The organism is Ensifer sp. Root31 (assembly GCF_001424825.1).
GTDB classification, from domain to species: domain Bacteria; phylum Pseudomonadota; class Alphaproteobacteria; order Rhizobiales; family Rhizobiaceae; genus Ensifer; species Ensifer canadensis.
Genome location: NZ_LMCO01000012.1, coordinates 580,309 through 605,239, shown reverse-complemented (window position 1 = coordinate 605,239; position 24,931 = coordinate 580,309). Strand labels below are relative to the sequence as shown.

The 24,931-nt window shown below is 61.6% G+C and carries 21 protein-coding genes; 18 read left to right on the top strand and 3 right to left on the bottom strand.

Going from position 1 to position 24,931, the window contains the following annotated elements:
* Nucleotides 1–11 precede the first annotated feature (11 nt).
* From ugpC to ASD00_RS14630, 7 genes are all read left to right on the top strand, one after another.
* Entirely contained in the window at nucleotides 12–1,124 is a 1,113-nt protein-coding gene (ugpC, locus tag ASD00_RS14660) for a sn-glycerol-3-phosphate ABC transporter ATP-binding protein UgpC (protein WP_057207293.1), read from the top strand.
* An 8-nt stretch (nucleotides 1,125–1,132) separates the two neighbouring features.
* Nucleotides 1,133–2,062, top strand: coding sequence for a sugar ABC transporter permease (locus tag ASD00_RS14655; protein WP_057207339.1), 930 nt, complete (start codon nucleotides 1,133–1,135; stop codon nucleotides 2,060–2,062).
* Between the two features lie 5 nt (nucleotides 2,063–2,067).
* Complete coding sequence (locus ASD00_RS14650) at nucleotides 2,068–2,949, top strand: carbohydrate ABC transporter permease (RefSeq protein ID WP_057207292.1); 882 nt, start codon at nucleotides 2,068–2,070, stop codon at nucleotides 2,947–2,949.
* A gap of 31 nt (nucleotides 2,950–2,980) precedes the next feature.
* Entirely contained in the window at nucleotides 2,981–4,549 is a 1,569-nt protein-coding gene (locus ASD00_RS14645) for an extracellular solute-binding protein (protein WP_057207291.1), read from the top strand.
* Nucleotides 4,550–4,614: 65 nt separating this feature from the next.
* Nucleotides 4,615–6,939 (top strand): DUF4962 domain-containing protein, encoded by a 2,325-nt coding sequence (locus ASD00_RS14640; protein WP_057207290.1) that lies wholly within the window; start codon nucleotides 4,615–4,617, stop codon nucleotides 6,937–6,939.
* Between the two features lie 18 nt (nucleotides 6,940–6,957).
* Nucleotides 6,958–7,707, top strand: a complete 750-nt coding sequence (locus ASD00_RS14635; protein ID WP_057207289.1) for a glucose 1-dehydrogenase — start codon at nucleotides 6,958–6,960, stop codon at nucleotides 7,705–7,707.
* A gap of 9 nt (nucleotides 7,708–7,716) precedes the next feature.
* Nucleotides 7,717–8,997: an SGNH/GDSL hydrolase family protein gene (locus ASD00_RS14630; RefSeq protein WP_063963260.1), complete on the top strand. Its 1,281-nt coding sequence runs from the start codon at nucleotides 7,717–7,719 to the stop codon at nucleotides 8,995–8,997.
* Nucleotides 8,998–9,230: 233 nt separating this feature from the next.
* Here the strand turns inward: ASD00_RS14630 and ASD00_RS14625 are convergent, their stop codons facing one another.
* Together ASD00_RS14625 and ASD00_RS14620 are read right to left on the bottom strand one after the other, a co-directional pair.
* Nucleotides 9,231–9,890 carry a phytochelatin synthase family protein gene (locus tag ASD00_RS14625; protein ID WP_057207288.1) on the bottom strand — a complete coding sequence of 220 codons (660 nt, stop codon included), beginning with the start codon at nucleotides 9,888–9,890 and terminating at the stop codon, nucleotides 9,231–9,233.
* A 59-nt stretch (nucleotides 9,891–9,949) separates the two neighbouring features.
* Nucleotides 9,950–11,944 (bottom strand): transcriptional regulator, encoded by a 1,995-nt coding sequence (locus ASD00_RS14620; RefSeq protein ID WP_156585578.1) that lies wholly within the window; start codon nucleotides 11,942–11,944, stop codon nucleotides 9,950–9,952.
* Nucleotides 11,945–12,079: 135 nt separating this feature from the next.
* Between ASD00_RS14620 and ASD00_RS14615 the strand changes: the two genes are divergently transcribed.
* From ASD00_RS14615 to ASD00_RS14580, 8 genes are all read left to right on the top strand, one after another.
* On the top strand, nucleotides 12,080–12,925 hold the full coding sequence (locus ASD00_RS14615) for a class I SAM-dependent methyltransferase (protein ID WP_057207286.1): 846 nt from the start codon (nucleotides 12,080–12,082) through the stop codon (nucleotides 12,923–12,925).
* A 351-nt stretch (nucleotides 12,926–13,276) separates the two neighbouring features.
* On the top strand, nucleotides 13,277–14,197 hold the full coding sequence (locus tag ASD00_RS14610) for an amino acid ABC transporter permease (protein WP_082523563.1): 921 nt from the start codon (nucleotides 13,277–13,279) through the stop codon (nucleotides 14,195–14,197).
* Nucleotides 14,194–14,958: an amino acid ABC transporter ATP-binding protein gene (locus ASD00_RS14605; RefSeq protein ID WP_057207285.1), complete on the top strand. Its 765-nt coding sequence runs from the start codon at nucleotides 14,194–14,196 to the stop codon at nucleotides 14,956–14,958. The genes ASD00_RS14610 and ASD00_RS14605 overlap by 4 nt, the downstream gene beginning before the upstream one ends.
* Nucleotides 14,959–14,990: 32 nt before the next feature.
* Complete coding sequence (locus ASD00_RS14600) at nucleotides 14,991–15,854, top strand: ABC transporter substrate-binding protein (RefSeq protein WP_025430120.1); 864 nt, start codon at nucleotides 14,991–14,993, stop codon at nucleotides 15,852–15,854.
* Nucleotides 15,855–15,875: 21 nt separating this feature from the next.
* On the top strand, nucleotides 15,876–16,649 hold the full coding sequence (locus tag ASD00_RS14595) for a GntR family transcriptional regulator (RefSeq protein WP_156408443.1): 774 nt from the start codon (nucleotides 15,876–15,878) through the stop codon (nucleotides 16,647–16,649).
* A gap of 26 nt (nucleotides 16,650–16,675) precedes the next feature.
* Nucleotides 16,676–17,416 carry a BtpA/SgcQ family protein gene (locus ASD00_RS14590; protein WP_057207283.1) on the top strand — a complete coding sequence of 247 codons (741 nt, stop codon included), beginning with the start codon at nucleotides 16,676–16,678 and terminating at the stop codon, nucleotides 17,414–17,416.
* On the top strand, nucleotides 17,413–17,931 hold the full coding sequence (locus ASD00_RS14585; protein ID WP_057207282.1) for an ureidoglycolate lyase: 519 nt from the start codon (nucleotides 17,413–17,415) through the stop codon (nucleotides 17,929–17,931). Before ASD00_RS14590 ends, ASD00_RS14585 begins: the two co-directional genes overlap by 4 nt.
* Nucleotides 17,928–18,875 carry a carbohydrate kinase family protein gene (locus ASD00_RS14580; RefSeq protein ID WP_025430124.1) on the top strand — a complete coding sequence of 316 codons (948 nt, stop codon included), beginning with the start codon at nucleotides 17,928–17,930 and terminating at the stop codon, nucleotides 18,873–18,875. Before ASD00_RS14585 ends, ASD00_RS14580 begins: the two co-directional genes overlap by 4 nt.
* A 111-nt stretch (nucleotides 18,876–18,986) precedes the next feature.
* Here ASD00_RS14580 and ASD00_RS14575 read toward each other — a convergent pair whose 3' ends face one another.
* Nucleotides 18,987–19,511 (bottom strand): BA14K family protein, encoded by a 525-nt coding sequence (locus ASD00_RS14575; protein ID WP_057207281.1) that lies wholly within the window; start codon nucleotides 19,509–19,511, stop codon nucleotides 18,987–18,989.
* 391 nt (nucleotides 19,512–19,902) lie between these two features.
* Here ASD00_RS14575 and ASD00_RS14570 point away from each other — a divergent pair, with 391 nt between their 5' ends.
* The 3 genes from ASD00_RS14570 (at nucleotide 19,903) to ASD00_RS14560 (ending at nucleotide 24,925) form a co-directional block, all read left to right on the top strand.
* Entirely contained in the window at nucleotides 19,903–21,807 is a 1,905-nt protein-coding gene (locus tag ASD00_RS14570; RefSeq protein WP_057207280.1) for a sigma-54-dependent Fis family transcriptional regulator, read from the top strand.
* A 161-nt stretch (nucleotides 21,808–21,968) separates the two neighbouring features.
* Nucleotides 21,969–23,045, top strand: coding sequence for a 2,3-butanediol dehydrogenase (locus tag ASD00_RS14565; RefSeq protein ID WP_057207279.1), 1,077 nt, complete (start codon nucleotides 21,969–21,971; stop codon nucleotides 23,043–23,045).
* A 77-nt stretch (nucleotides 23,046–23,122) separates the two neighbouring features.
* Nucleotides 23,123–24,925 carry an NAD(P)/FAD-dependent oxidoreductase gene (locus ASD00_RS14560; RefSeq protein ID WP_057207278.1) on the top strand — a complete coding sequence of 601 codons (1,803 nt, stop codon included), beginning with the start codon at nucleotides 23,123–23,125 and terminating at the stop codon, nucleotides 24,923–24,925.
* Nucleotides 24,926–24,931: the final 6 nt, after the last annotated feature.

The following is a 24,931-nucleotide window of genomic DNA, read 5'->3' as shown; positions in this document are numbered from 1 at the left end:
GGAGGAATCAAATGTCTGCAGTTGAACTGAACGACGTAGTGAAACGCTACGGCGCACTCGAAGTCGTGCACTCCATCAAGCTGTCGGTATCACCGGGAGAGTTCGTCGTTCTGGTCGGACCGTCGGGCTGCGGCAAGTCCACGACCCTGCGCATGGTGGCCGGGCTCGAAGACATTTCAGATGGCACGATCTCGATCGGTGGCCGCGTCGTCAACCGGGTCGCGCCGAAAGATCGCGACGTCGCCATGGTGTTCCAGAACTACGCGCTCTACCCGCACCTCAACGTCGCGGAAAACATCGCCTTTGGACTGCGCGTCCGTGGCGAGAAGAACGACGTCGTCGAAGCCGCTGTCAACGAGGCGGCCGCCATTCTCGATCTGATGCCTTATCTGAAGCGCAAGCCCGCTGATCTTTCGGGCGGCCAGCGACAGCGCGTGGCGATGGGCCGCGCGATTGTGCGAAAGCCACAGGTGTTTCTGTTCGACGAGCCGCTGTCCAATCTCGACGCCAAGCTGCGCACACAGATGCGCGCGGAGATCAAGCGGCTGCACAAGCGCATGGACGTCACCAGCATCTACGTGACGCACGACCAGGTGGAGGCCATGACGCTTGCCGACCGCATCGTCGTCATGAATGGCGGACGCGTCGAACAGGTCGGCTCGCCCATGGAGCTTTTCCTCAATCCGGCCAATGCGTTTGTTGCGAGCTTCCTCGGATCGCCGCCCATGAACCTCGTGGCAGCGCGCGTGGAAGCGGCAAACGGCGCTCCCGTTGCCTGCGTCGACGGCAACGTTCCGGTCCAGTTCCGCATGCCCGCTGCAATCGCCGCCGGCATGCGCGCCGGCCAGAAAGTTCTCGTCGGCCTGCGTCCCGAACACCTCGATATCGAAGTCGGCCGTCCGGGGGCCGACACCCAGGAGATAGCGACGGCCGTGGACCTCGTCGAGCCTCTCGGTTCGGAAGCGCTGCTTCATTGCAGGGTCGGCGGCCAGCCGGTCGTCGCCAAGGTCGATACGCCCGTGGACGGGAGAAGCCTGTCGGATGTCGCCAGGCTGTCGATCCCCACCGCCAGACTTCACGTCTTCGACGTGGAGACCGGCAAAGCCATCAACGGACAGGCGTGAGGCAGATGATGGGATCGAAGTTCGCCCAGCATATCAAGGACCTGGCGGAGGATCTTCGCCGAGACTGGCAGCTTTACGTGCTGTTGCTGCCGATGCTCGTCTGGTTCCTGCTTTTCCTCTACAAGCCGATGGAAGGCTTGCAGATTGCCTTCAAGGACTTCAGCCCGTTCCGTGGCGTTGCCGGCAGTCCCTGGGTCGGGTTCGACAATTTCCGGACGCTGCTCAATGACCAGATCTTCATCCGCGCCTTCATCAATACGATCACCATCAGCGGCCTGGGGCTGATCTTCGCCTTCCCGGTGCCAATCATCCTGGCCTTGATGTTCAATGAGCTGCAGAGCGAAGTCGGCCGGCGTTTCTCACAGACCGTCGTCTACCTTCCACACTTCATTTCGGTGGTGATCGTTGCAGGCATCGTCATCAACCTGCTGTCGCCAACCACGGGCGTGGTCAACCTCGTGCTGTCCAGCCTCGGCTTCGATCCGATCTACTTCCTGACACAGCCGGAATGGTTCCGCACCGTGTTCATCGGCTCCAACGTCTGGAAGGAGGCAGGCTTCGAATCGATCGTCTATCTCGCTGCCATCGCCGGTATCAGCCCGACACTCTACGAATCCGCCCGGGTCGACGGCGCCTCGCGCTGGCAGATGATGTGGCGCATCACCCTGCCCTGCATTCTGCCGACGATCATCATCATGCTGATCATCCGCATCGGCAACCTGGTCGAGGTCGGTTTCGAATACATCATCCTACTCTACCAACCGGCCACCTACCGCACCGCCGACGTTGTCTCGACTTATGTCTACCGGACCGGCCTGCAGGGAACCCAGTACGACCTGGCGACTGCCGCCGGCCTGTTCAACGCGGTCATCGCGTTTGCCCTCGTCTTCACGGCCAACCGGATCAGCCGGAAGGTCTCATCAACCTCGCTCTGGTGAATGTCATGGCCACTTTCAGCCTATACTCGCGCGGCGATCGTATTTTCGGATATGCGAATGCGGCCCTGATCGGACTGTTCGTCCTGTCGACCCTCTATCCGTTCATCTATCTGCTGGCGGTATCGATCTCGTCAGGTGCGGCGGTCACCTCCGGGCAGGTCATTCTGTTTCCCAAGGACCTGACGCTTGCGGCCTATGAATTCGTGCTGTCCGACCGCCTGTTCTGGATCGCCTACGGCAATACCTTCATCTACACGTTCGGCGGCACCGCGGTCAGCCTGGCGATCATGATCCCCGGCGCCTATGCGCTGTCGCGCACAAGGCTGCGCGGACGCAAATTCCTGAACCTGATGGTGGCATTCACCCTCTGGTTCAATGCCGGCATGATCCCGTTCTTCCTGAACATGCGCGACCTTGGCCTCCTGGATTCGCGTTTCGGCCTGATCATCGGCTTTGCCTGCAATGCCTTCAACGTCATCCTGCTGCGCAACTTCTTCGAGTCCGTGCCGAAATCCTTCGAGGAAGCGGCGAAGATGGACGGCGCCAGCGAATGGCAGCTGCTCTGGAAGGTATTTATTCCGCTGTCCAAGCCGGCCATCATCACCGTCGGTCTGTTCTGCATCGTCTCGCGCTGGAACAGCTACTTCTGGGCCATGGTGCTGCTGCGCGGCGAGGAAAAGATCCCGCTCCAACTCTACCTGAAGCGCATCATCGTCGACCTCACCGCCAACGACGAGTTTGCCAGCAGCCTGCTGAGCTCGCGCTACTCATTCGAAACCGTCACAGCCGCGATCATGATCGCCTCGATCATTCCGGTCCTGCTGATTTATCCGAGCATCCAGAAATACTTCAACAAGGGCATCACCCTTGGTGGGGTCAAGGAATAACGGCCAGTTCTGTTTAAGGAGGAGAAATGGAATGAGACGTTTTGGGAAAAGGCTTTCGCTACTTGCCACCTGTGCGCTTCTGCAATTGGGCAGCGCCGCCGCCGAGGACGCGTCGACGAAGATTGTCGACGATCCGCTCGAACTGACGATCCACTTCCATTTCCGCGACAAGTACGTCTACACGGAGAACTGGCCCGTTGAGAAAAAAGCGGCCGAATGGACCGGGATCCATGTCAAGAACGTGGCCTCGCTTGCCACCAGCAACAGCCGCGACGCTTTCAACCTGTTGATGGCGTCTGGCGATCTGCCTGATATCGTGGGAGGCGATGTGACAGGCGGCCTCAAGGACGACTTTATCCGCTACGGCATGGAAGGCGCCTTCCTGCCGCTTGACGACCTGATCGCCGAAAACGCCCCCAACCTGAAGAAGTTCTTCGACGATCATCCCGTGGTGCGCCGCGCCATCAGCGCGCCCGATGGGCATGTCTACTTCATCCCTTATGTTCCGGAGGGAGAGTATTCGCGCGCCTGGTTCATCCGGCGGGACTGGCTGGACAAGCTCGGTCTCAAGGAGCCGCAAAATGTCGACGAGCTCTACACCGTGCTCAAGGCATTTCGCGAGAAAGATCCCAACGGCAACGGCAAGAAGGACGAGGTTCCCTATTTCGCCCGCGAGCCGATCGAGGCGGTGCGGCTCATCAACATGTGGGATGCGCGCGTCTCGGGGTCGGAACGCTACGGCGACTTCATGGTCGAGGACGGCAAGATCGTCCACCCGTGGACGACGGCAAACTACAAGACCGGGATTTCAAAGGTTGCCCAGTGGTTTGGCGAAGGGCTCATCGACACGGAAGTCTTTACTCGCGGCGCGCGCGTTCGCGAATACATGCTCGGTAACAATATCGGCGGCATGACCCATGACTGGTTCGCCAGCACCTCGAACTATACCGAGGCTCTGAAGGACAGCGTTCCCGGTATCAATTTCGCACCGATGCTGCCACCGAAAACGGTATCGGGAAAGCGCTTCGAGGACAGTCGGCGTGCGACCGTTCAGCCTGCCGGCTGGGCGATCTCCTACACCAATCAGCACCCCGCCGAGACGATCAAGTACTTCGACTTCTGGTTCTCCGAAAAGGGTCGCATTCTCTCCAACTGGGGTGTCGAGGGCGTCAACTACGACATGAAAGACGGCAAACCGGTCTACAAGGACAGCGTCCTCAAGAACCCAAAGCCGGTGAACGCCCAGATGTGGGAGATCGGCGCCGGCGTGCCGCGCGGCTACTGGGCCTCCTACCCGTCCGAACAGCAGTGGACCAACAAGATGGCCCTCGACGGGATCGCCATGTACGAGAAGGAACCCGGCCTGCTGCAGCCCGAATTCACCGGCGTCTCGATGAGCGCCGAGGAACGGGCGGTCTACGACAAGTACTGGCCGAGCCTGCTCACATACATGACCGAGATGCAGCAGACCTTCGTGCTCGGCGCACAGAATGTCGACGCCTCCTGGGATGCCTATCAGGCTCGCCTCGAACAGCTCGGCCTGCCCGAGGTCATCAAGGTCATGCAGACGGCCTACGACCGCCAATACGCCAAGAACTGACACATCAGGGCGCGGCGCGGCCGCGCCCTATTCACTCCCCGACTTGTTAAAGGACGTCATTTTCGATGCCCAAAGCTGACGAAGCCCCACGACTGCATTATCTCGACGAGCCGAAACCCGGCACGCTGACGATCACCTATCAGCCGAACGGCTCCGCCATCCAGGAGAACCCGCCGCGTTTCAGCTGGCTGCCGGCGCTGGACGACAATGCCCGCTATGCCCTCAAGGTGTCCCGGAATCCATCCTTTCCACCGGCCGATACGCTGCTGTTCGAAGACCTTAATTGGAACTTCTTCACGCCGGACGTAACCTTCGAGCCCGGCGTCTATCACTGGGCCTTCGCGCTATGGGATGGCGCATCCAAAACCGTTGTGTCCGCCTGGAGCAGCGTTCGAATATTCGAGATCCTGCCCGGCTTGCCGGAAACACCGCTGCCGCGCGCGCAAGTCCGCTGGAAGGCTGCGGATCTACGCCATCCCCGACTTTGGCTCGGTCCGAGCGAAGTCGGTGATTTTCGCGAACGTCTGGAGGCAGATGCCGATCATTGCGGCTGGCAGGGTTTTTTCGACAAGTCTGTCGCGCCATGGCTCACGCGCGATTTCATCGCAGAGCCTGCCCTCTACCCCAACAACGTGCGCGTCGCGAAACTCTGGCGGCAGATGTACATCGATTGCCAGGAAGCCATCTACGCGGTGCGCCATCTGGCGATCGCCGGCGTAATTCTCGACGATCCCGCGTTGATCACCAGGGCGCGTGAATGGCTGCTGGCGATCGCGCGATGGGATCGTGCGGGCGCCACCGCGCGTTCCTACAACGACGAGGCAGCCTTCCGCGTCGTCACCGCACTCGCCTGGGGCTACGACTGGCTGTGGGATCATCTCGACGACACGGAACGGACGGAGGTCCGCGACGTCCTGCTGGCGCGGACGCGCGAAGTTGCCGATCATGTCCTGTGGCGCGCGCGCATCCATGTCTTCCCCTATGACAGTCACGCCGTGCGCTCGCTATCGGCCGCATTGACGGCCGCCTGCATCGCTCTTGCTGGAGAAAGCGACGAGGCGGAAAGCTGGCTCGACTATACGATCGAATTCCTGTTCACACTCTACTCCCCATGGGGCGACGCGGATGGCGGGTGGGCCGAGGGTCCGCATTACTGGATGACAGGCATCGCCTACCTGACGGAGGCCGCCAACCTCATCAAGAACTTCCTGGACGTCGACCTCTACAAGCGGCCGTTCTTCCATAAGACGGGCGACTTCCCGCTCTACACCAAGGCACCGGGTACCCGTCGCGCCTGTTTCGGAGACGATTCCACCCTCGGCGACCCGCCGGGAGTAAAGGTCGGCTACAATGTCCGCCAGTTCGCCGGCGTCACCGGCAATCCCTATTACCAGTGGTACTACGAGCGCCTTAAGGCCGACGCCGCCGGAACCGAGATGGAGTTCTACAATTACGGCTGGTGGGACCTCAATTTCGACGATCTCGTCTATCGCCACGACTATCCGCAGATCGTAGCGCAGGCGCCAAGCGACCTGCCTCCAGTGAAATGGTTCAAGGATATCGGCTGGGTCGCCATCCAGAAATACATGGACGATCCTGCGCGGCATATCCAGTTTCTGTTCAAGAGCAGCACCTTCGGCTCGCTCAGCCACAGCCATGGCGACCAGAACGCTTTCCTGCTCTATGCCTTTGGCGAAGATCTGGCCATCCAGAGCGGCTATTACGTGGCCTTCAACTCCACCATGCACCGCAACTGGCGGCGCCAGACCATCTCCAAGAACGCCATCCTCATCGACGGCAAAGGCCAGTATGCCGACGGCGACAAGACGATTGCAAAAAAGGCCGGAGGGCGGATTGTCACCGTGCGCGAGGAGCCGTCCCATGTCTTCATCAGCGGCGATGCGACGGCGGCCTACCGGGCCGCAGATCCGGACGTATTGCGGGCCGAACGCGACGTCTACTTCACCGCAAGCGATTTCGTCGTTCTGGTCGATCGCGTCGAGTGCTCCCGGCCAAAGCCCGTTCAATGGCTGTTTCACGCGACACGACCGATGGACGTCGGCACCAACAGCTTCCGCCTGACTGGAGAGCGCGCCGGCCTTTACGGGCAGTTCGTGCACTCGACCTCCGGCCCGCCCAATGTTCGCCTGGTCGAAGGTTTCGAAGGTGTCGATCCCGCCGACGTCGAGGGCATGGATACCCAATACCATATCGAGGCCAGCCTGCCCTCGGCGAGCAAGCACACGCTCGTCACCCTGCTCGTTCCCTATTCGCTCGACGAGCCGCGGCGGGTCTTTAACTTCATCGACGACCAGGGGTTCAGCGCCGACATCTACTTCACCGATGTCGACGACAACCAGTTGCGCATCGTCATCCCAAAGAACTTCTGATCACGAAAGGATATTTCCATGAACGGACTGAAAGACAAAGTCGTGCTGGTCACCGGCGGCGGACGCGACATCGGCAAGGCTTGCGCCGAGCGACTTGCCAAGGAAGGCGCAAAGGTCGTCGTCACCTATTTCGGCTCCGCGTCAGGCGCCGAGCAGAGCGTCGGCGCGATCAAAGCGGCGGGCGGCAAGGCGGTCGCACTTAGAGCGGACATGACCAATGCGGCGGATGCCCAGGCTGCGGTCGACAAGGCCGTGTCGGAATTCGGCAGGCTTGATGGCCTCGTGCACGTCGCCGGCGGCATTATCGCCCGCAAGACTCTGTCCGAGATGGACGAGGCGTTCTTTCGCGAAGTGATCGACGTCAATCTGACGTCGTTGTTCAACGCAACCAAAGCCGCGGTGCCCGCCATGAATGAAGGCGGCTCGATCGTCACCTTCGCGTCCCAGGCCGGCCGTGATGGTGGCGGCCCCGGCGCTGTTGCCTACGCGACCTCCAAGGGGGCCGTTATGACGTTCACGCGTGGTCTGTCGAAGGAGCTCGGCCCGAAGATCAGGGTCAACGCCGTCTGCCCTGGCATGATCTCCACGGCTTTCCACGACACCTTCACGAAACCGGAAGTGCGCGAGCGCGTTGCGGCAGCGACACCGCTCAAGCGCGAGGGACAATCGGCTGAGGTCGCAAGCCTGGTCGCGTTCCTCGTCTCCGACGAGGCTGCCTTCATCACCGGCGCCAGCTACGACGTCAATGGCGGCACGTTCTTCTCGTAGGACCAGAACATGACAGTCACATCTCCGATCCATGGGAGCAGGGTCGCCCTGCTCGGGACCTCGCTCGTCCAGCAGAATCACCAAGCCGGCGAGCGGCATATCCGATCGTCGGCCAGGGGCTGGTCGACATGGGCGGAGGTGCTGACCCATGGCCAGCTCGATATCACCGTCTTCCACGACCCACGCGTACATCCTGGCTGGGAGCCGAGCGGGCGGGTGGGTGACTCGCGCGGCTTCGGTGGCCTTAACGCCGGTGTCTCCGGCCAAAAGGCCCTAGATATCGCCAACCGGATCGACCAGGTCCTTGCGCTTGATTTCGACCTCATCATCGTTGACGCGGGAACCAACGACATGATGGTGGAGACCAAGGAAACCATTCAGGCGATCCGCGAGGCGATCGTGTCCCGCCTGCTCGATGCCGGCAAGCTGGTCATCCTGCTGCCGATTCTTGCCCGCGGGACGCAAAAATGGTCGGCCGGCGGATCGGAGCGTGCCAAGGCGCAATGGATCAACCAGAAGAGCCGTGCCTTCGCGGCGCGAAGACCCCGTTGCCACATCTTCGACTGGAACGGCGCCTGGGTCGACTGGCATAGCGCGGACGGCGTTCCACACGCAGGATTCTCCGATGACGGCACGCATTTTTCCGTGCCGGGCGGTCATGCCGTCGGCAAGGCGTTGGCCGAGTACCTCCGCGGGCTGCTTGCTCCGCACGTTCCCGAACGGTGGGCGCGGGACGATCGTTTCGACCCGGTTCACAATCCCCTCGGAAGTTTTGTTCCCGATCCGCTTCCGGGCAACGCAAAGGCGTTTGCCCGGCCGCCGTCCGATTGCGACGTCACGGCCAGCCGTGCCGTAAGCAGCACCGGTCATCCGGCAGGCTGGCAAGAAATCAGTCTGGAAGGCGGCCATTGCGTCCTGGAGATCTTGCCGGAAGGATTCATCAATCCGCTGCCGGCCGGCGCCTGGGTCCGGGCGAGCTGCGCGGTCGAGGTCGACGCACATGATGGCTGGCGGGACATCTCCCTTGTGCTTGAAGACTGTGGCCCGGAAGGTCTGACTGCACAGGCACTTGCACCTTTCGATCTCGGTGACGGCAACCTCGCGTCCTATCCGACCGAGGCATGGTCAGGCATCCTGAAGACACCGCCGATCAAAATCAAAACGCCATCCCAGAGGCTTCGGCTCGCGCTCAACCTGCGCATTGTCTCATCTGGGCGCCCGGCAACGATGCGTTTCTCCATGCCGCAACTACGCCAGGTCGACCCGCCCGCCCTGGGCTGGCACCGCTAAACCATCTGGGATCACACGCTTCCTGGCTTATGGTAAGAAAACACTTACTATTAGGCAGGAAGCTTGAGACTCTATATCGCAGAGTGACCTCCGCATATGGTCGTAGCGCCCGCCTGCGGTCGAGCAGGCCGAACCGATTGACCGGTTCGCCGTCTGCAGCACATTCCCGGTGCCCCGAGGGACTTCGAAGATCTGCCTATCCAGACACGCCCGCTGCGAAAGCGACAACGCGGTCAGGGGCCGATTTGAAGCAGGCCTCTTTTGCTATCACCGTCGAGAGTATCCATGGCGACAAACAAGCGATCGCGCTCGATGAGCCAGGGCTTGAACTGCTCATTCACGTCCAGGACGAACACCAGATCTTCGGCCTCCAGATATCCCGCCACGGGTGAGTGGTGTCCTGCTCCCGCTCCAAAAATCGTCCTACGATCGAAGTTGATGATGTAGCGACGGTCGGGATCGTTAGCGTGCGTCATGTGCTCACGGAACTGCTCGGCGGTCAGGTTCCGCAGCACGGTGACCTGGCGGCTCGTCTTCTTTCGCGCAAGCTCAGCCAGCTCGTCCAAAGTGAGCCCTATTATGCAGTACCCCGTCCAGCACGTACCTGTTCCGGAGAGGACGTCGGCCTCGGTCGTTTCGTCTTCACCGATCGAGCGGAAGCTGTTTGCAAGGCTTGCAGGTCCACACCGCGAACCGTTCGACTGCCACGTGACGCGTTTGTCAAAGGCAGAAGCGACCGGGAGGCTCCAGGCTTTTTCGAGAAGATCTGAACTGCGAATGACAGATGTCTCGATCGCTATGGGAGCAACGGAGGTCCGAGAAGGCACGACGAATGTCGCCGCAACGAGCAAACCCAAGGCGGCCGCAAAGCCAAGCACGACCCGATGTTTCATTGTCTGATCCCCAAAAAGGCAAGGACGATCAGAAACAATGAACCAGGGACAAGATGTCATCAATGGAGGCCGATCTGCCTTGCACCTTCGCGAAACAGCGTCTGCTGTTCGGGCCCCAGATGAAACGCGGTCAGAAAATCGCTCAGGCTGTAACCTGAAAACCGATGGTGGATCGACGCCACGTAGCCACGCCCTTCGTCGAGCCGGCCGATGAGCGCCAGCGATAGCGCCGCGATCGCCAGAATGTGGGCATGGGCATTCGGCCGAGCCGCAGCCTTGACGGCCCAGCCGGCGGCCTCCTCAAAGCGTCCGAGGCGCACGAGTGCCAGCGCCCGGCTTGCCAGCATGCCGAAGAGCAGCGGGTCAAATGGACTGAGTTTTCGCGAAAGATCAGCCGCCACAATAGCTGCCTGCGCATCGCCGGACTGAGCCTGGACGAAGGCGAGCGAATAATGACCAAGCGCAAAACTGGGGCTGAGTTCGACCGCCTGTTCCAGCTCGCCGACGGATTGGTCGTGCAGGCCCCGCAGCCAGAGCGCTCGGCCGATTGCCCAATGCGCGGCCGGGTCGCGGTCATCGGCCATCATGCTTTGGTTGGCTGCCCGATACGCGAGCTCGACCTCCACGTCCTGATCCGCCCAGTGCTGGAAGGCGCTTTGAAAATGGGTGAAGGAAAGGCCCGCGTGAGCGCGGGCGAATGTCGGATCGAGGTTTATCGCGATCTCGAAGAAGTGTTGGGCCTGTTCATTGTTGCTCCTGGTGAAGCGATACATGTGCCAGAGCCCGCGGTGATGCGCCTCCCACGCATCGAGAGAACTCGGTGGCTTCAGGATTGCCCGGTTGCTCTCAAGCGCTTCGACTTCACGCTCGATGGTGACGACGATCCGGCTGCCGATCTCGTCAAGCAGAAGAAAGGTCTCTGCGGCATCGTACTCGAAGACCTCGGCCCAGACGATACGGGCGGTTTGCGCCTCCGTAAGTTCGACGCAGACGGTGATGCGCCTTCCGAGGCGCTGGAACGAGCCGTTGACGACATAGTCGACGCCGAGCATCCGGCCAGCCTCGTGCGGTGTGTACCGGCGGTCGCGCAGGGCGAACATGGTGCCCTGGGCGATCACGCTGAGGCTTCGCTGTCGGGCGAGCCGTGTGATGATGTCGTGAACGAGCGCATCCGACGACCCACCCGGAATGGCCATCGGCGACGTGTCATCGAAGGGCATGATGGCGATCGAGGCACGGCGATGCGTCTGAGGTGCTGCTGTTTCGCTCGGCGCCGTTTCGGCGACGGGCGCCGGATGCACGATGAACGTCTCGTCAGCCTGGGCCCTGGCCGTGCGCCAGATCTCTCGAAGAGGTTTGCTGTCAACGCCTTCACTATCGAAAAGCTTGGCAGTCGCTGCCAGGTGTTCCTCTCCTTCCCGAACGCGCCCGTCGGCAGCAAGGCTTTGCAGCAGCAGCTCGTGGGGACGAAGGTCAAAGGAGGCAAGGGCAATCCAGCGATCGAGATAGCTGCGCACTTCCTCATGGCCGGCGCGTTGTACGATGTGATCGAGGAGAGCTGCATGGGTATCGCGCAATCGGCGCCGTTGGAACGCCAGCCAACTGTCAAATCCCGGGCAGCGATCAATCGTAAGGCCGTCAAGAAAATCGCCGACAAAAAGGTCGGCCAGGGATCGCAACTGTTCCGGTGCAAGCGTCCTGAAGCCGTGTCGATGGGCTGCGGCAACCTCGATCGCATCGACCGAGCAATCCGACAGATCAAGGGCGATCGTATCGCCCTTGGCACGGACGCGCTGCTCACCGATCAGCGACCGGATCTTGCTCAGACACCATCGCAGTTCACCGCGCGGATCGTCGGGAACATCCCACAGAAGGTCGCAAAGCTGAGCCCTGCCAGAGGGATGAGGCGAAAGCGCCAGATAGGCAAGAAGAGCACGCACCTTGCGCGATCCGGGCAACGGCACGTCCACGCCTTCACGGCGAATTGCCAATGGTCCGAGCAGTCGGAGCGTTAACGACGGCATGTCGATCTGCCTTCGCCCGTAAGGTTCCATGGTCATTACCACGCCGGCTCCCACGCCGGTTCCCACGCTCTCTGCCTAAACCAGAAGCCGCGGAAGATCAGATGCTCGAAACAGGCCTGTGACAGACGCACCATGACCCAATCAAACTGCCTTAAGGAGGAAAAAATGTCCACATCCGCAGCTCTAGCCGACCAGAACCACCAGCCTGCCGTCGACCTCGGCGCGCTCAAGGCCCGGCAGCAAAACGCGTGGTCTTCAGGCGATTACGCCGTCGTCGGCACGACCCTGCAAATTGTTGGCGAGAGCCTCTGTGAAGCGCTCGATCTGCGCGCCGGCTCCAAGGTGCTCGACGTCGCCGCTGGCAACGGCAACGGAGCGCTTGCCGCGGCCCGGCGCTGGTGCGACGTCACAGCGACGGATTACGTCCCTGCGCTCCTGGAGCGCGCTCGTGAGCGCGCCAAGGCTGACCGTCTCTCCATCACCTTCCAGGAGGCAGATGCAGAAAACCTGCCCTTTGCCGATCAGTCGTTCGACACTGTGCTCTCGATTTTCGGCGTGATGTTCACGCCCGATCAGGAGCGGGCCGCCGGCGAGCTCCTTCGTGTCTGCAAGCGCGGCGGCTCCATTGGCCTTGCGAACTGGACCCCCGATGGCTTCATCGGGCAGGTGTTCAAGACGATCGGTCGCCATGTCCCACCGCCGGCAGGTGCCCGCTCGCCGGCGCTCTGGGGATCGCGCCCGCGCCTTGAGGAACTTTTTCCTGCTACGTCCGCCTCGGTTGCGGCAATGCCGCGGCAGTTTGTGTTCCGCTACAAGTCGCCAGACCATTGGCTTGAGGTCTTCCGGACCTTCTACGGCCCTGTTTTGAAGACCTTCGCCGCTCTGGAACCCGCGGGACAGGACGCGCTCGCTACCGATCTGCTGGCACTCGTTGCACGCTTCAATCGCGCCGATGGCGGCACCATGGTGGTGCCGAGCGAGTATCAGGAAGTCGTTGTTACAAGGCTCTGAGTCAAGGCTATGTTGACCCATGTCACCGCCGCGCACGCGTCTCGATCCGTGCTCGGCGGTGTACATCGAAACGGTCCAACCTTACGACGATATGTCATCGATGAGCCTCCCGAGCGAGCGATCAACGTAAACGCCGACGACACTCCCCCTCTAACTGGATAGTCCAGCGCCACGAACTGGCTGCTGATGAGGTGCTTCTGTATCGCGCAGCCGCGCGGACGTGCACGCGACCTGTGATTACGTGCCCATTTTCCCGACAAAGCGCTTGTTTTTCCTTCGGCGGTCGGTCCGCTTGACTCCTCCCTAGAGCGCATCTAGTAAGTTGTAGGCCTAACCCTACATTTGGACATCATGACCCGATCAACCTCGAATGCAACTCCCACGCTGTCGCTGACAGACCTGCCAGGTCCGGACGTGCCCATTCGCCGTTTGAGCCATCCTTGGCGCTGGATCAGCGGTGGTGCCGTCATCCTCCTGCTGGCAGTGATCGGTCGCGCCTTTGCGGTTGGTCAAATCCAGTGGACGGTCGTCGGGCAGTTTCTAACGGCCGGCGTCATCATCACCGGTTTCGGCTGGACCCTTTTGATCTCGGCCTGCGCGCTTGCACTTGGCGTGGTCCTCGGCTTCGCCTTCGGGATCATGCGCCTTTCGGAAAATCCAATCCTGCGCTTTGCCGCCTGGCTTTACGTCTGGATATTTCGCGGCACGCCGGTGCTGCTCCAGCTCCTCATCTGGTTCAACATCGCACTCGTCTTTCCCCGTCTCTACATTCCGGGCCTGGTCGACGAGCGCATGGTTGATGTGGTGACGCCCTTTGTCGCTGCCGTTCTTGGTCTCGGCGTCAACGAGGGCTCTTATCTGACGGAAGTGGTGCGCGGCGGGATCTCGTCCGTCGATCGCGGCCAGAAGGAAGCGGCCCACACACTCGGCATGACGCCCGGCCAGACGATGCGGCGCATTATGCTGCCGCAGACCCTTCGGTTGATCCTGCCGGTTCTTGGCAACAGCGCCATCGGCATGCTGAAATTCTCCTCGCTCGCCGCCACGATCGCCATGGGCGAAATGCTGAACGCGGCCCAGCGGATCTACTTCATCAACGGCGCGGTCATCGAGCTGCTGTTCGTGTGCGCCGCCTGGTACCTCGCCGGAACGACGGTCCTTTCCATCGGTCAATATTATCTCGAACGCCATTTCGGCCGCGATGCCGCTGCCAGCAATCGAAGCTGGTTCAAAGGACGGGCGCGGCGTCTCGCCGCTGTGAGGGAAGCATGAGTCTCGCGGTCAAGGCGGTAGGTATCCGCAAGAGTTTCGGCAGCCACGAGGTATTGAAGAACCTCGACCTCGAAGTCGCCTATGGTGAAGTGCTGTGCATCCTCGGCCCTTCGGGCAGCGGCAAGAGCACGTTCCTTCGGTGCATCAACCATCTCGAAACGCCAAACGGCGGTTATGTCTGGGTCGATGGTGCGATCATGGGCTACGCGCTCCATCGCGGCGCCCTGCAGGAGCTGCCCGTCAAGCGACTACGCGCACAGCAGAGTCAGCTCGGCATGGTGTTCCAACACTTCAATCTGTTCGCGCATCTGACGGTGCTCGGCAATGTCATCGAAGGGCCGATGATCGTGCGCGGATTGCGCCGGGCCGAAGCCGAAGCCCGCGCCATGGATCTGCTGGAGCAGGTCGGCATGGCGGCCAAGGCCGAAAGCTATCCGTCGCAGCTTTCAGGCGGCCAGAAACAACGCGTGGCAATCGCCCGGGCGCTCGCCATGGAGCCACGGGTGATGCTGTTCGACGAACCGACCAGCGCGCTCGATCCGGAGCTTGTCGGCGAGGTGCTGGAGGTCATGCGCAATCTGGCGCGCGGCGGTACCACCATGATTGTCGTCACCCATGAGATCGGCTTTGCCCGCGAGGTGGCAGACCGCGTCGTGGTGATGATCGACGGAGAAATTCGCGAGACCGGCGCGCCGGAACAGGTCCTCAGCAACCCCGGTGATCCGCGCGTGCGCACATTCCTCAGCCGCGTTCTGGCCTGAGAAATTTCAGCTTAAAAATGGGAGAACAGAAAATGAAACGACTGCTACCAATAGTTCTGGGACTTGCCTCCACCACATTCATCAGCCTGTGTGTAGCCGGAGGGGCCCATGCCGCGGCCGATGAGAAGCTGGCCGCCGCCCTGCCCGAAGCCGTGCGCGCCGCTGGCAAACTAAACGTCACCATCAGCCTTGCCTATCCGCCGATGGAATACAGCGATGCCGGCTCGACCGACCTGAAGGGTTTCGACATCGATCTCGCCAAGGCCGTCGCCGAGCGCCTCGGCCTGACGGCCGAGTTCCAGAACGTCGAATTCCCGCAGCTCATTCCTCAGGTCGTCACCGGCCGGTCCGACATGATCATGACCGCCTTCTCCGACAAGGTCGAACGCCAGACACAGCTCGATTTCATCGACTACTTCAAGACTGGCAACGTCTTTTATTCCACGGCCGATCAGCAGGGAGAGATCAAGGTTGAAACCGATCTCTGCGGCAAGACCGTGGCCGTGGCGACGGGCACCAGCTGGGTCACATGGGCGGAAAATGTCGGCAAGACCAATTGTGCTGCCGACAAGCCGATCACGGTCATCCAGATCCCCACACAGGCCGAGCACATCATGCAGATCCGCCAAGGCCGTGCACAGGCCTCGGTCATCGGCCTGGAGGGCCTGCTCGATCTGATGAAGCAGGAACCGGGCAAGTTCTACCAGATCGGCAAGGTCGACGAGATCAATTACTACGGCATCGCCTTTGCCAAGGCGAATGGCCCCTTGCGCGATGCGGTTCTTGCAGCGCTCGAGGCGCTGAAGGCGGATGGTACTTATGCACAGATCCTCGATCGTCATGGCTTGAAAGATGCTGCCGTGGAAGAGTTCAAGGTGAACGGAACCACGAAGTAACGGAGCCAAACGGAGCTCGCCTTGACCCATCCCTCCATGCCTGACGCCCCCATCGCCGCCGACGACAGATTGTCGAGATTGCGCCTCGATCTCTATTCGAGCGAGCAACTTTACCGGCAGCTCTACCGGGCTCTTCGAGCCGCAATCCTGAGCGGCGATTTTTCCGAGGGGGAAGCCATTCCCTCGGAAAACCAAATGCGTGACCAGTTCGGCATCGCCCGGACCACGGTGCGCAATGCGATGGCGCTTTTGGTGTCGGAGGGACTGGTCCAGCAGGTTCGCGGCCGGGGCACGATCGTTTCGCACCGGCCGATCAGCCACAATATCTGGAACTTCGGCAGCTTTACGGAACTGGCCCGCCGACAAGGCCAACGCCCGACGACGCGGGTACTGGAGCATCGGGTTGAGAACGGTGAACTGTTCCTGGTGCGCGCTCGCGGGCTTGCCAACGGCGAGACCGTCAACTGGCTCAACGTCGATACGTCGCAGCTCGATCTCGCCCTCTATCCAGGCATCGACCGCTACGATTTCGCGGCGCAATCACTCTACGAGGTATTGCGCCGCGACTATGACCGCAACCCCATTCGCTCGGAATTGCTTTTGACGGTTGTGCCGCCATCCGACCGTTTGCGGGAGGTGTTTGCTCCGGCACACGACGTGCCGGGCTATCTTTGCGCCAGCGGGGATGTGCTCGACGCCGACGATCGGTTGGTCGAACGCACGTCGATCGTCTACTCGCCGGCGGTCCAGATGAAATTCGCCACCCGTTGGGGGCGTGATACCGCGCCGGCCTGATGGCGGCGCGACGCAGGAGAACGAACATGAGCCGCTTCGGCGAGACCTTTACGACGCCAAAACCCATTCTCGGCATGTTGCACCTGGCAGGCGACAGCCCCGAGGGCAAACTCGCCCAAGCCGAGGAAGAAGCCCGCATCATGGCGGGTGAAGGTGTCGATGGATTGGTAGTTGAGAATTATTTCGGCCACGCCGAGGATGTGGAGCGGGTGCTGGAGCGGCTGTTGGGCCTTGATCTCGGCACGCGCATCGGCGTCAATGTGCTACGCGATGATGCGCGCGCATTTGAACTTGCCCGACACTATCCCGTCGCCTTCATCCAGGTCGATTCCGTTGCCGGTCATTTGCCGCCCGAGACGGATGCTCCCTTCGCCGCAGACCTTGCCACCCGCCGTGAAGGCGTCTCGGCGCTGCTGCTCGGGGGCGTGCGGTTCAAATATCAACCGGTCCTGTCCGGCAGGCCGGAAGCAGAGGACGTGCGCATCGGCGCCTCGCGTTGCGACGGCCTCGTGGTGACCTCCGATGCGACGGGCCGGCCGACCGACATGGACAAGGTGGCGCGTTTCCGTGCCGCAACCGGGGGTGGTGTACCGCTACTGATCGGAGCCGGCCTTACCGAGGCCAATGCCGCCGAACAGCTTACCCACGCAGACGGCGCCGTCGTCGGAAGCTGGTTCAAGCACGACCATAAGGACACCGGCCGGGTTGAAGCGGCCCACGTCGCCGGCTTGATGCGCGTCGTGCGTGCTGCCAGGAGTGCCGCATGAGCGCTCCGGATGCCGTCCTCGCCCGGCCGGTGACCGCCGAGAACTTTTCGCGGTTCGGTACGACCTACAACCTGACCGACGATTCAGATCCCAAGGCAATATGGACAGCGGGCGACGGCTGGCGCGACGGGTTCACCGCCGCACCGCTGATTGAGGGCTCTGGCCACCTTGGCATCACGCGCGGCGGCGGCGGACCATGGCTCTGCGCGGCAATGGAGCGGCACCTGGGAACCGAAGAGGCGCTGTTCTGCGCATCGCAATCGATCGTGCTGGCCGTCGCGCCCGCATCCGACGCAGAGGCACCGCATCGCGATGACCTTGAAGCATTCGTGATTGCGCCGGGGCAAGTGGTAGTGATGCATCGTGGCGTCTGGCACGACGCTTGCCGCGGCGTTTCGGGCCCTGCGCCCTACTATTGGATGGCGATATGTGGCTTCGGTGAAAGCCCCTGGGTGCCTGTGGCTGGCGGACCACGCCTGATCAAGGCGGCCAACCAGGAAGGACTGAGCGCATGACAACCTTTTTCATCGGTGACGTGGCGCTCGACGAATATTACACCGCCGATCGCTGGCCGGGTCGTGCGGACAAGGGCATGGTCGCCGAACTGCCGGCGGAAACCGGCGGCTCTATCGCCAACGCCGCTGTGGTACATGCGGCACTGGGCGGCCGAACGCAGTTCATCTCACTGCTCAACGACAGCCCGCTGTCAAAACGGCTGATTGCCGACCTCGTGGAGAACGGCGTCGGCGTCAGCCACATGCTGACCGACCCTGCTATTCCCGAATCGCGCAACCTGATCTTCCTGGTCGATGGCGAGCACATCGTGCTGACTGTTGAGATGGGCGAACAACCGATGTGGCTGTCACCGGACAGTTTGACGGCGCTGCGTCAGCCCGGATTGATGTATACGACCCTCTATCGTGTCCGCCGGCTGCACGTGCGGACGGAAAGCGGCATTCTGAAACAGGCCGGACTTCTGGCCGACCTGCGCCAGCACGGGCGCCGCGCCATCTTCGATCTCGACGTCGGCGGCTGCACGCCTGAGGACATGCCCTATCTCAAGGGTGCGGCGGTGGTCATCTTCAACCAGGTCGGCTTCCGTACCGCCTTCGGCCATGAAGACCTGTCGTGCATCGGAGACTGGATGCGCGATCATGACATCGACTGGGTGGTGCGCACGTTGGCGGCCGAGGGTGCAGAGGCGCGTAACGGTGACACGATACTGCGCGCCAGTGGGTTTCCGGTCGATGTCGTCGACGTGACTGGCGCTGGCGATACCTTTGGCGGCGTGCTGACCTGGTGTCTTGAACAGAACCAACCCTTTGCCGATGCCTTGAACTTCGCCGTGGCTGCCGCAGCCCGCTCAGTCACCGTCCATGGTCCCCGCGGCGGCAAGGCCAACGCCGACGAAATCCTTCGCTGGTGCGATGACAGAACCCGGCACCGGCCGCGCCATTGAGCGCGGATTTCGATGATATATTGTCCCGGGCGACGGTACAGATTGCTTGCCAGCAGTCCAAACCCGCCCAGATAGCGGATGAATCCGTTTAACGGCATACCTCAACCGCGCTCAATAGTAAGGTGAGACGCACGCTTGTCGCGGACCGTAATAGGGCTGGAATGTATCGTCGTATGCCCTATAGGAACGGTAGCGCGCGTAGCACCAGCGCACATGTGCACTGCCGCCGCCGTAGACTTGGCGGTAGTAGCGTGGCGCATAATAGCGTGGCGCATAATAGCGCTGCCGGTAGTAGTTCCCGCCATAGTAGTTCCCGCCATAGTAGTTATTGCCGTAGTAGTTCCCGCCGTAGTAACCGGGGCCATAATATCTGGGTTGAGCCAGCAGCCCGCCGATAACGGCGCCGGCGGCAAGCCCACCCAGTGCCCAAGCCCAATCGTCACCACCACCGTTGTGATGATGTCCGTGGTTGTACCCGCCATACCCGCCGTAGCCGCCGCGATATCGCCTGTACTGAACCAGCTGGGCTTGCGGCGCCTCAATCCCTGGCGCGGCAATTGTGGGAAATGCCATGACCGGCGGAGCGCTTGTCAGCGCAGTCGCAAGCGACAAGGCAACGATTGCAAACCTTTTCATTGGCTTCACCTTTCCTCTGCAGCGCCACACGTCGAATTCGGCGCGCAAAGGACACTGCAGTCCTTTAAATCGCGGCCTAATTCTACCCTAAAATCGAACTTGAGTTGAGGAATTATATATCGGCCGGAAAGCATCCCGTTCCGCTCACGGACGCTTGAATGAAATGCTTCGAATGCGGGAATGCCTGCCTTCTCCGCAAACCCTGGAAGGTGCCCCGCTTCAACAGCTACCGGTCGCGCTGAGACCGTTCGCACGCAGTTTGTGTTTTCGACCAGGCGATCGCGCTCAAACTGAACGAAATGTCCGCCTGCCCTTTACAAAGCCGTTTCGCCATGGACACATTCGCGTTCGGAGGAATGGAGGAGCGTGGCAGCAATGCCATTGAAGTTCCATGGTTTCACATTCTGAACATGTCCGCGAGATCGAGCGGGTGGGACAGGGCCTGGCAACGGGACGCGACGACATTGTCGTCAAGTCGTGGCTGCGGTGCCTTGATCAGCACAAGCTGGATCCAGCGCAGACATGCGAAGCCTACATCCTGCCTGAACAGCGCCTTCGCGAGCATCGGCAGGAAGCCGAGGACCTTATCAGGATCGCGCGGTCAGGCCTTGAAAACCTCTACAACCAGGTCGCCGGACAGAACTACGTTCTGCTGCTCTCCGACAGGAAAGGCGTGACAGTCGAATTTCTGGGCGATCCTTCCTTCGACAACAACCTGCGCCGGGCCGGCCTCTACCTTGGATCCGACTGGGCCGAAGCGCGGGCGGGTACCTGCGCCGTCGGCGCCTGTCTGGAGACCGGAGAAGCCTTGACGATCCACCAGAGCGACCATTTCGACACAACGCATACGCCGCTCTCCTGCACCGCAGCGCCGATCTACGATACAGAAGGCGGGCTTTCGGCCGTTCTCGACATTTCTCTGCTCAGCTCTCCAATCCTGAAGGCAAGCCAGAACCTTGCGCGCCACCTTGTGGCCGCCACCGTGCGTCGTATCGAGCTCGCCAACCTAATGGCTCGGACGCGCCATGAATGGGTGCTGCGCTTTGCCCGCTCGCCCGAGTTTCTCGACGTCGATCCTGAGGCGGCGATCTCGATCGACGGCCGCGGCCACATCATCGGCATGACCCATGGCGGCGCACGGATCCTGGCGCGTTCGGCCGGGCTTGACTGGCGTGACCCGCAAAACCTCATCGGGCAACCGATGTCGCGTTTCTTCGACATCGGGGTTGATGGCCTGGTGGAGTTGACCCGTTGCAGGCCGACTGAGGAACGGCTTCTGACCGCGCGTGACGGCAATGCTCTCTTTGCCCACGCGATCGAACCGCAGTTTCCTGTTGGCCGGTCGGCCGGCAAGATCGCAACGGCCTCGCCCGCTCGACGGCTCGGCGGCCAGGTGCCGGTGATCGCAGCTCTTCAGGATCGGATCACCAAACTCGCGCCGACCGCATTGCCGGTCCTCATCCAGGGCGAGACCGGTTCGGGCAAGGAGCACCTCGCCCGAACAATCCATGACTGCAGCGGCCTCAAGGGTAAGTTCGTTGCGATCAATTGTGCCGCGTTGCCCGAGCATCTGATCGAGAGCGAACTCTTCGGCTATCTGCCCGGCGCCTTCACCGGGGCATCGCCCAAGGGGCGCAAGGGCCTGATAGAACAGGCCGACGGCGGAACCCTCTTCCTCGACGAGATCGGCGACATGCCCCTCACCCTGCAGACAAGATTGCTACGGGTCCTGGCGGAACGGGAGATCCTGCCGATTGGCGGGCAGGAACCGAAATCGGTGAACCTGCGCATCGTCTCGGCAACGCACCGGCCGCTGCAGCAACTGGTGCAGGAGGGGCGCTTCCGCGAAGACCTGTTGTATCGTCTGAATGCCGTCGTGTTCCATATGCCGCCGCTTCGCGATCGGGCGGATTTCGAATGGCTGCTCGCGACACTCCTCGAAAAACACCGCACCGAGGAGCGACCTTTGCACATCTCGTCGGACGCGCTGGCCGCGCTGAAGGCGCATGGCTGGCCCGGGAATATTCGCGAGCTGGATAACGTTCTCGCCGTCGCCGCTGCCGTCTGCGATGAAAACAGGATTGAACTCGGCGACCTGCCGGACCACCTCACAGCGACGCCGACAGGCAAGACTGAAGGTCCTTCCCCAATCGGAAAGACCGATGACGGCACGGCGCTCGAGATCATGCTCTCTTCCTGCGGCTGGAACATCTCCGAGGCGGCACGGCGCCTGGGCGTCGATCGCTCCACCGTCCATCGTCAGATCAAGCGCCACCGGCTGCGCGCCAAGCACTAGCATGCAACAGGTGTGGCACCACACCTGTTGCATCCGCCTCAGGTGGACGATGCCCACCAGGTCGAGCTACGCCATTGATTAGCAACGATATTCAAACCTGACCCAGCCCTGGCACGCCCCTTGCTCCGTACTGTCGCAACAAAAGGCAGAACGGAGGAAACATGCGCGCACTCAGATTTCATGCAGCCAGGGATCTGCGGCTTGAACAGATCTCGCCACCCGATCGCAATCCGGGGCCAGGCCAGGTCCTCATCCGCAATCGCTTTGTCGGCATCTGTGGCACGGACCTGCACGAATACGCCTATGGCCCGATTTTCATTCCGAGGGAACCGCACCCGTTCACCGGCGCGCGGGCGCCACAGATTCTCGGGCACGAGTTCGGTGGCATCGTCGAGGCGATCGGCGACGGCGTAAACACCATTGCGGTCGGAGACAGGGTATCCGTTCAACCGCTGATCATGCCGCGATCCGGCGACTACTTTGCCGATCGCGGTCTTTACCACCTCAGCACCGACCTCGCCTTGGCGGGCCTCAGCTGGCAATGGGGCGGGATGGCGGACTATGCCATGCTCAACGAATACAACGTCCAGAAGATCCCCGATGCGATGAGCGACGAGGAGGCAGCCCTTGTCGAACCGACTGCGGTTGCCGTCTATGCCTGCGATCGCGGTGGCGTGACGGCGGGAAGCAGCGTGCTCGTCACCGGTGCCGGACCGATCGGCATCCTGACACTACTGGCGGCAAGGGCAGCCGGCGCCGCACAGCTGTTCGTCTCCGACATCAACGATGCGCGGCTCGATTTCGCAAGATCGATCCTGCCCGATCTGATCACGATCAATCCCAAACGGGACAATCCCGGCGACATCGTTCGGGCGACCTCGGAAGGCAAGGTCGGTTGCGATGTCGCGATCGAATGCGTCGGCAACGAACATGCGCTGAAAGCCTGCGTCGATGCCGTGCGCAAGCAGGGTGTCGTCGTGCAAACGGGTCTGCATCCGCACGAGAACCCGCTCGACTGGTTCCAGGTGACCTTCAAGGACATCGACCTGCGCGGATCCTGGGCCTACCCGACCCACTACTGGCCGCGCGTCATCCGGCTGATCGCATCGGGTCTGCTTCCGGCCGCCAAGGTTGTGACGAGCACCATCACGCTCGACCGGGCCGTTGCCCAAGGCTTCGACGCCTTGCTCGATCCGGCCGGCAAGCAACTGAAGATCCTGATCGACCTTACAAAATGATCATCCGGGCACGCCGGGGAAGGAGGAGCTTCCCCGGCGTTTGCCACCTGACACTCGAGCAACACGGAGGAGATACCATGCTTGAAGACAGCCCCAACACGAAGATAGACGCAGCCCTTGCCAAGCTCGGCAAGGCGCTGGAGCGCGGAGATGTCGAAGCCGCGGTCAACCTGTTCCAGGCTGACTGCTATTGGCGAGATCTGGTCACGTTCACCTGGAACCTGCGCACGATGGAGGGCCACGACCAGATCCGCGACATGCTGACAAGGCAACTGAAAACAATCAAACCATCGCGATTTCGCCAGGATGAGAAGGAACTGGCAAGCGACGGCGAGGGCATCACGCAGGGCTGGTTCGAATTCGAAACGGATGTTGCGCGTGGCTACGGTCATATCCGTCTGAAGAATGGCCTGATCTGGACGCTGTTGACGACGATGAGCGAGCTCAAGGGGCATGAGGAACCCAAGGGTCTGAAGCGACCGATGGGGGCGGAACACGGCCACGACCCCAATCGCAAGACCTGGAGCGAAAAGCGCCAGGCGGAAGCCGCCGGGCTCGGCTACGAGACGCAGCCCTACGTCGTCATCATCGGCGGCGGCCAGGGCGGCATTGCGCTCGGTGCGCGCCTGCGCCAACTCGGCGTACCTACGATCATCATCGAGAAGAACGAGCGACCCGGCGACAGCTGGCGCAAGCGATACAAGTCACTCTGCCTGCACGACCCCGTCTGGTACGACCACCTGCCCTACATCCCCTTCCCGGAGAACTGGCCGGTCTTTGCGCCGAAGGACAAGATCGGCGACTGGTTGGAGATGTACACCAAGGTGATGGAGCTCAACTACTGGAACTCGACCACCTGCAAATCCGCTTCCTATGATGAGGACAAGCAGGAATGGACCGTCGTTGTCGAGCGCGATGGCAAGGAAGTGGTGCTGAAGCCGAAGCAGCTTGTGCTCGCCACGGGCATGTCCGGCAAGGCCAACGTTCCCAAATTCAAGGGACAGGAAATCTTCAGGGGCGAACAGCAGCATTCCTCCCAACATCCAGGCCCCGACGCTTACAAGGGCAAGAAGGTGGTGGTGGTCGGGGCCAACAACTCGGCGCACGACATTTGCGCCGCACTGTGGGAGGCGGGCGCCGACGTCACCATGGTCCAGCGCTCCTCGACCCACATCGTACGATCGGATTCGCTGATGGAGATCGGGCTCGGCGACCTCTATTCCGAGCGGGCGGTTGCGGCCGGCATGACGACGCGCAAGGCAGACCTCATCTTCGCCTCGCTGCCCTATAGGATCATGCACGAGTTCCAGATCCCGCTTTACGACAAGATGCGCGAGCGCGACGCCAAGTTCTATGCGGATCTCGAAAGGGCGGGCTTCATGCTCGACTGGGGCGCCGACGGCTCCGGCCTGTTCATGAAATACCTGCGCCGCGGATCGGGATATTACATCGATGTCGGCGCCTGCGACCTCATCATCGACGGCTCGATCAAGCTGAAATCCGGCTCAGACGTTGATCACCTGACCGAAACGTCGGTGGTACTCAAGGACGGCACGGAGCTACCGGCGGATCTCGTCGTCTATGCCACCGGCTACGGCTCGATGAACGGCTGGGCGGCCGATCTCATCAGCCGCGAAGTTGCCGAAAAGGTCGGCAAATGCTGGGGTCTGGGCTCCGACACGCCAAAGGACCCCGGTCCGTGGGAAGGCGAGCAGCGCAACATGTGGAAGCCGACACAGCAGGAAGCCCTCTGGTTTCACGGCGGCAACCTGCATCAGTCACGGCACTATTCGCAGTACCTCTCGCTGCAATTGAAAGCCCGACAAGCCGGCATCGAAACGCCGGTCTACGGCTTGCAGGAGCGCCATCACCGCGGCTGACGCCTT

Coding starts and splice junctions, on each gene's coding strand:
- ugpC (WP_057207293.1), top strand. CDS start 12: ATGTCTGCAGTTGAACTGAACGACGTAGTGAAACGCTACGGCGCACTC.
- ASD00_RS14655 (WP_057207339.1), top strand. CDS start 1,133: ATGGGATCGAAGTTCGCCCAGCATATCAAGGACCTGGCGGAGGATCTT.
- ASD00_RS14650 (WP_057207292.1), top strand. CDS start 2,068: ATGGCCACTTTCAGCCTATACTCGCGCGGCGATCGTATTTTCGGATAT.
- ASD00_RS14645 (WP_057207291.1), top strand. CDS start 2,981: ATGAGACGTTTTGGGAAAAGGCTTTCGCTACTTGCCACCTGTGCGCTT.
- ASD00_RS14640 (WP_057207290.1), top strand. CDS start 4,615: ATGCCCAAAGCTGACGAAGCCCCACGACTGCATTATCTCGACGAGCCG.
- ASD00_RS14635 (WP_057207289.1), top strand. CDS start 6,958: ATGAACGGACTGAAAGACAAAGTCGTGCTGGTCACCGGCGGCGGACGC.
- ASD00_RS14630 (WP_063963260.1), top strand. CDS start 7,717: ATGACAGTCACATCTCCGATCCATGGGAGCAGGGTCGCCCTGCTCGGG.
- ASD00_RS14625 (WP_057207288.1), bottom strand. CDS start 9,890: ATGAAACATCGGGTCGTGCTTGGCTTTGCGGCCGCCTTGGGTTTGCTC.
- ASD00_RS14620 (WP_156585578.1), bottom strand. CDS start 11,944: ATGGAACCTTACGGGCGAAGGCAGATCGACATGCCGTCGTTAACGCTC.
- ASD00_RS14615 (WP_057207286.1), top strand. CDS start 12,080: ATGTCCACATCCGCAGCTCTAGCCGACCAGAACCACCAGCCTGCCGTC.
- ASD00_RS14610 (WP_082523563.1), top strand. CDS start 13,277: ATGACCCGATCAACCTCGAATGCAACTCCCACGCTGTCGCTGACAGAC.
- ASD00_RS14605 (WP_057207285.1), top strand. CDS start 14,194: ATGAGTCTCGCGGTCAAGGCGGTAGGTATCCGCAAGAGTTTCGGCAGC.
- ASD00_RS14600 (WP_025430120.1), top strand. CDS start 14,991: ATGAAACGACTGCTACCAATAGTTCTGGGACTTGCCTCCACCACATTC.
- ASD00_RS14590 (WP_057207283.1), top strand. CDS start 16,676: ATGAGCCGCTTCGGCGAGACCTTTACGACGCCAAAACCCATTCTCGGC.
- ASD00_RS14585 (WP_057207282.1), top strand. CDS start 17,413: ATGAGCGCTCCGGATGCCGTCCTCGCCCGGCCGGTGACCGCCGAGAAC.
- ASD00_RS14580 (WP_025430124.1), top strand. CDS start 17,928: ATGACAACCTTTTTCATCGGTGACGTGGCGCTCGACGAATATTACACC.
- ASD00_RS14575 (WP_057207281.1), bottom strand. CDS start 19,511: ATGAAAAGGTTTGCAATCGTTGCCTTGTCGCTTGCGACTGCGCTGACA.
- ASD00_RS14570 (WP_057207280.1), top strand. CDS start 19,903: ATGGTTTCACATTCTGAACATGTCCGCGAGATCGAGCGGGTGGGACAG.
- ASD00_RS14565 (WP_057207279.1), top strand. CDS start 21,969: ATGCGCGCACTCAGATTTCATGCAGCCAGGGATCTGCGGCTTGAACAG.
- ASD00_RS14560 (WP_057207278.1), top strand. CDS start 23,123: ATGCTTGAAGACAGCCCCAACACGAAGATAGACGCAGCCCTTGCCAAG.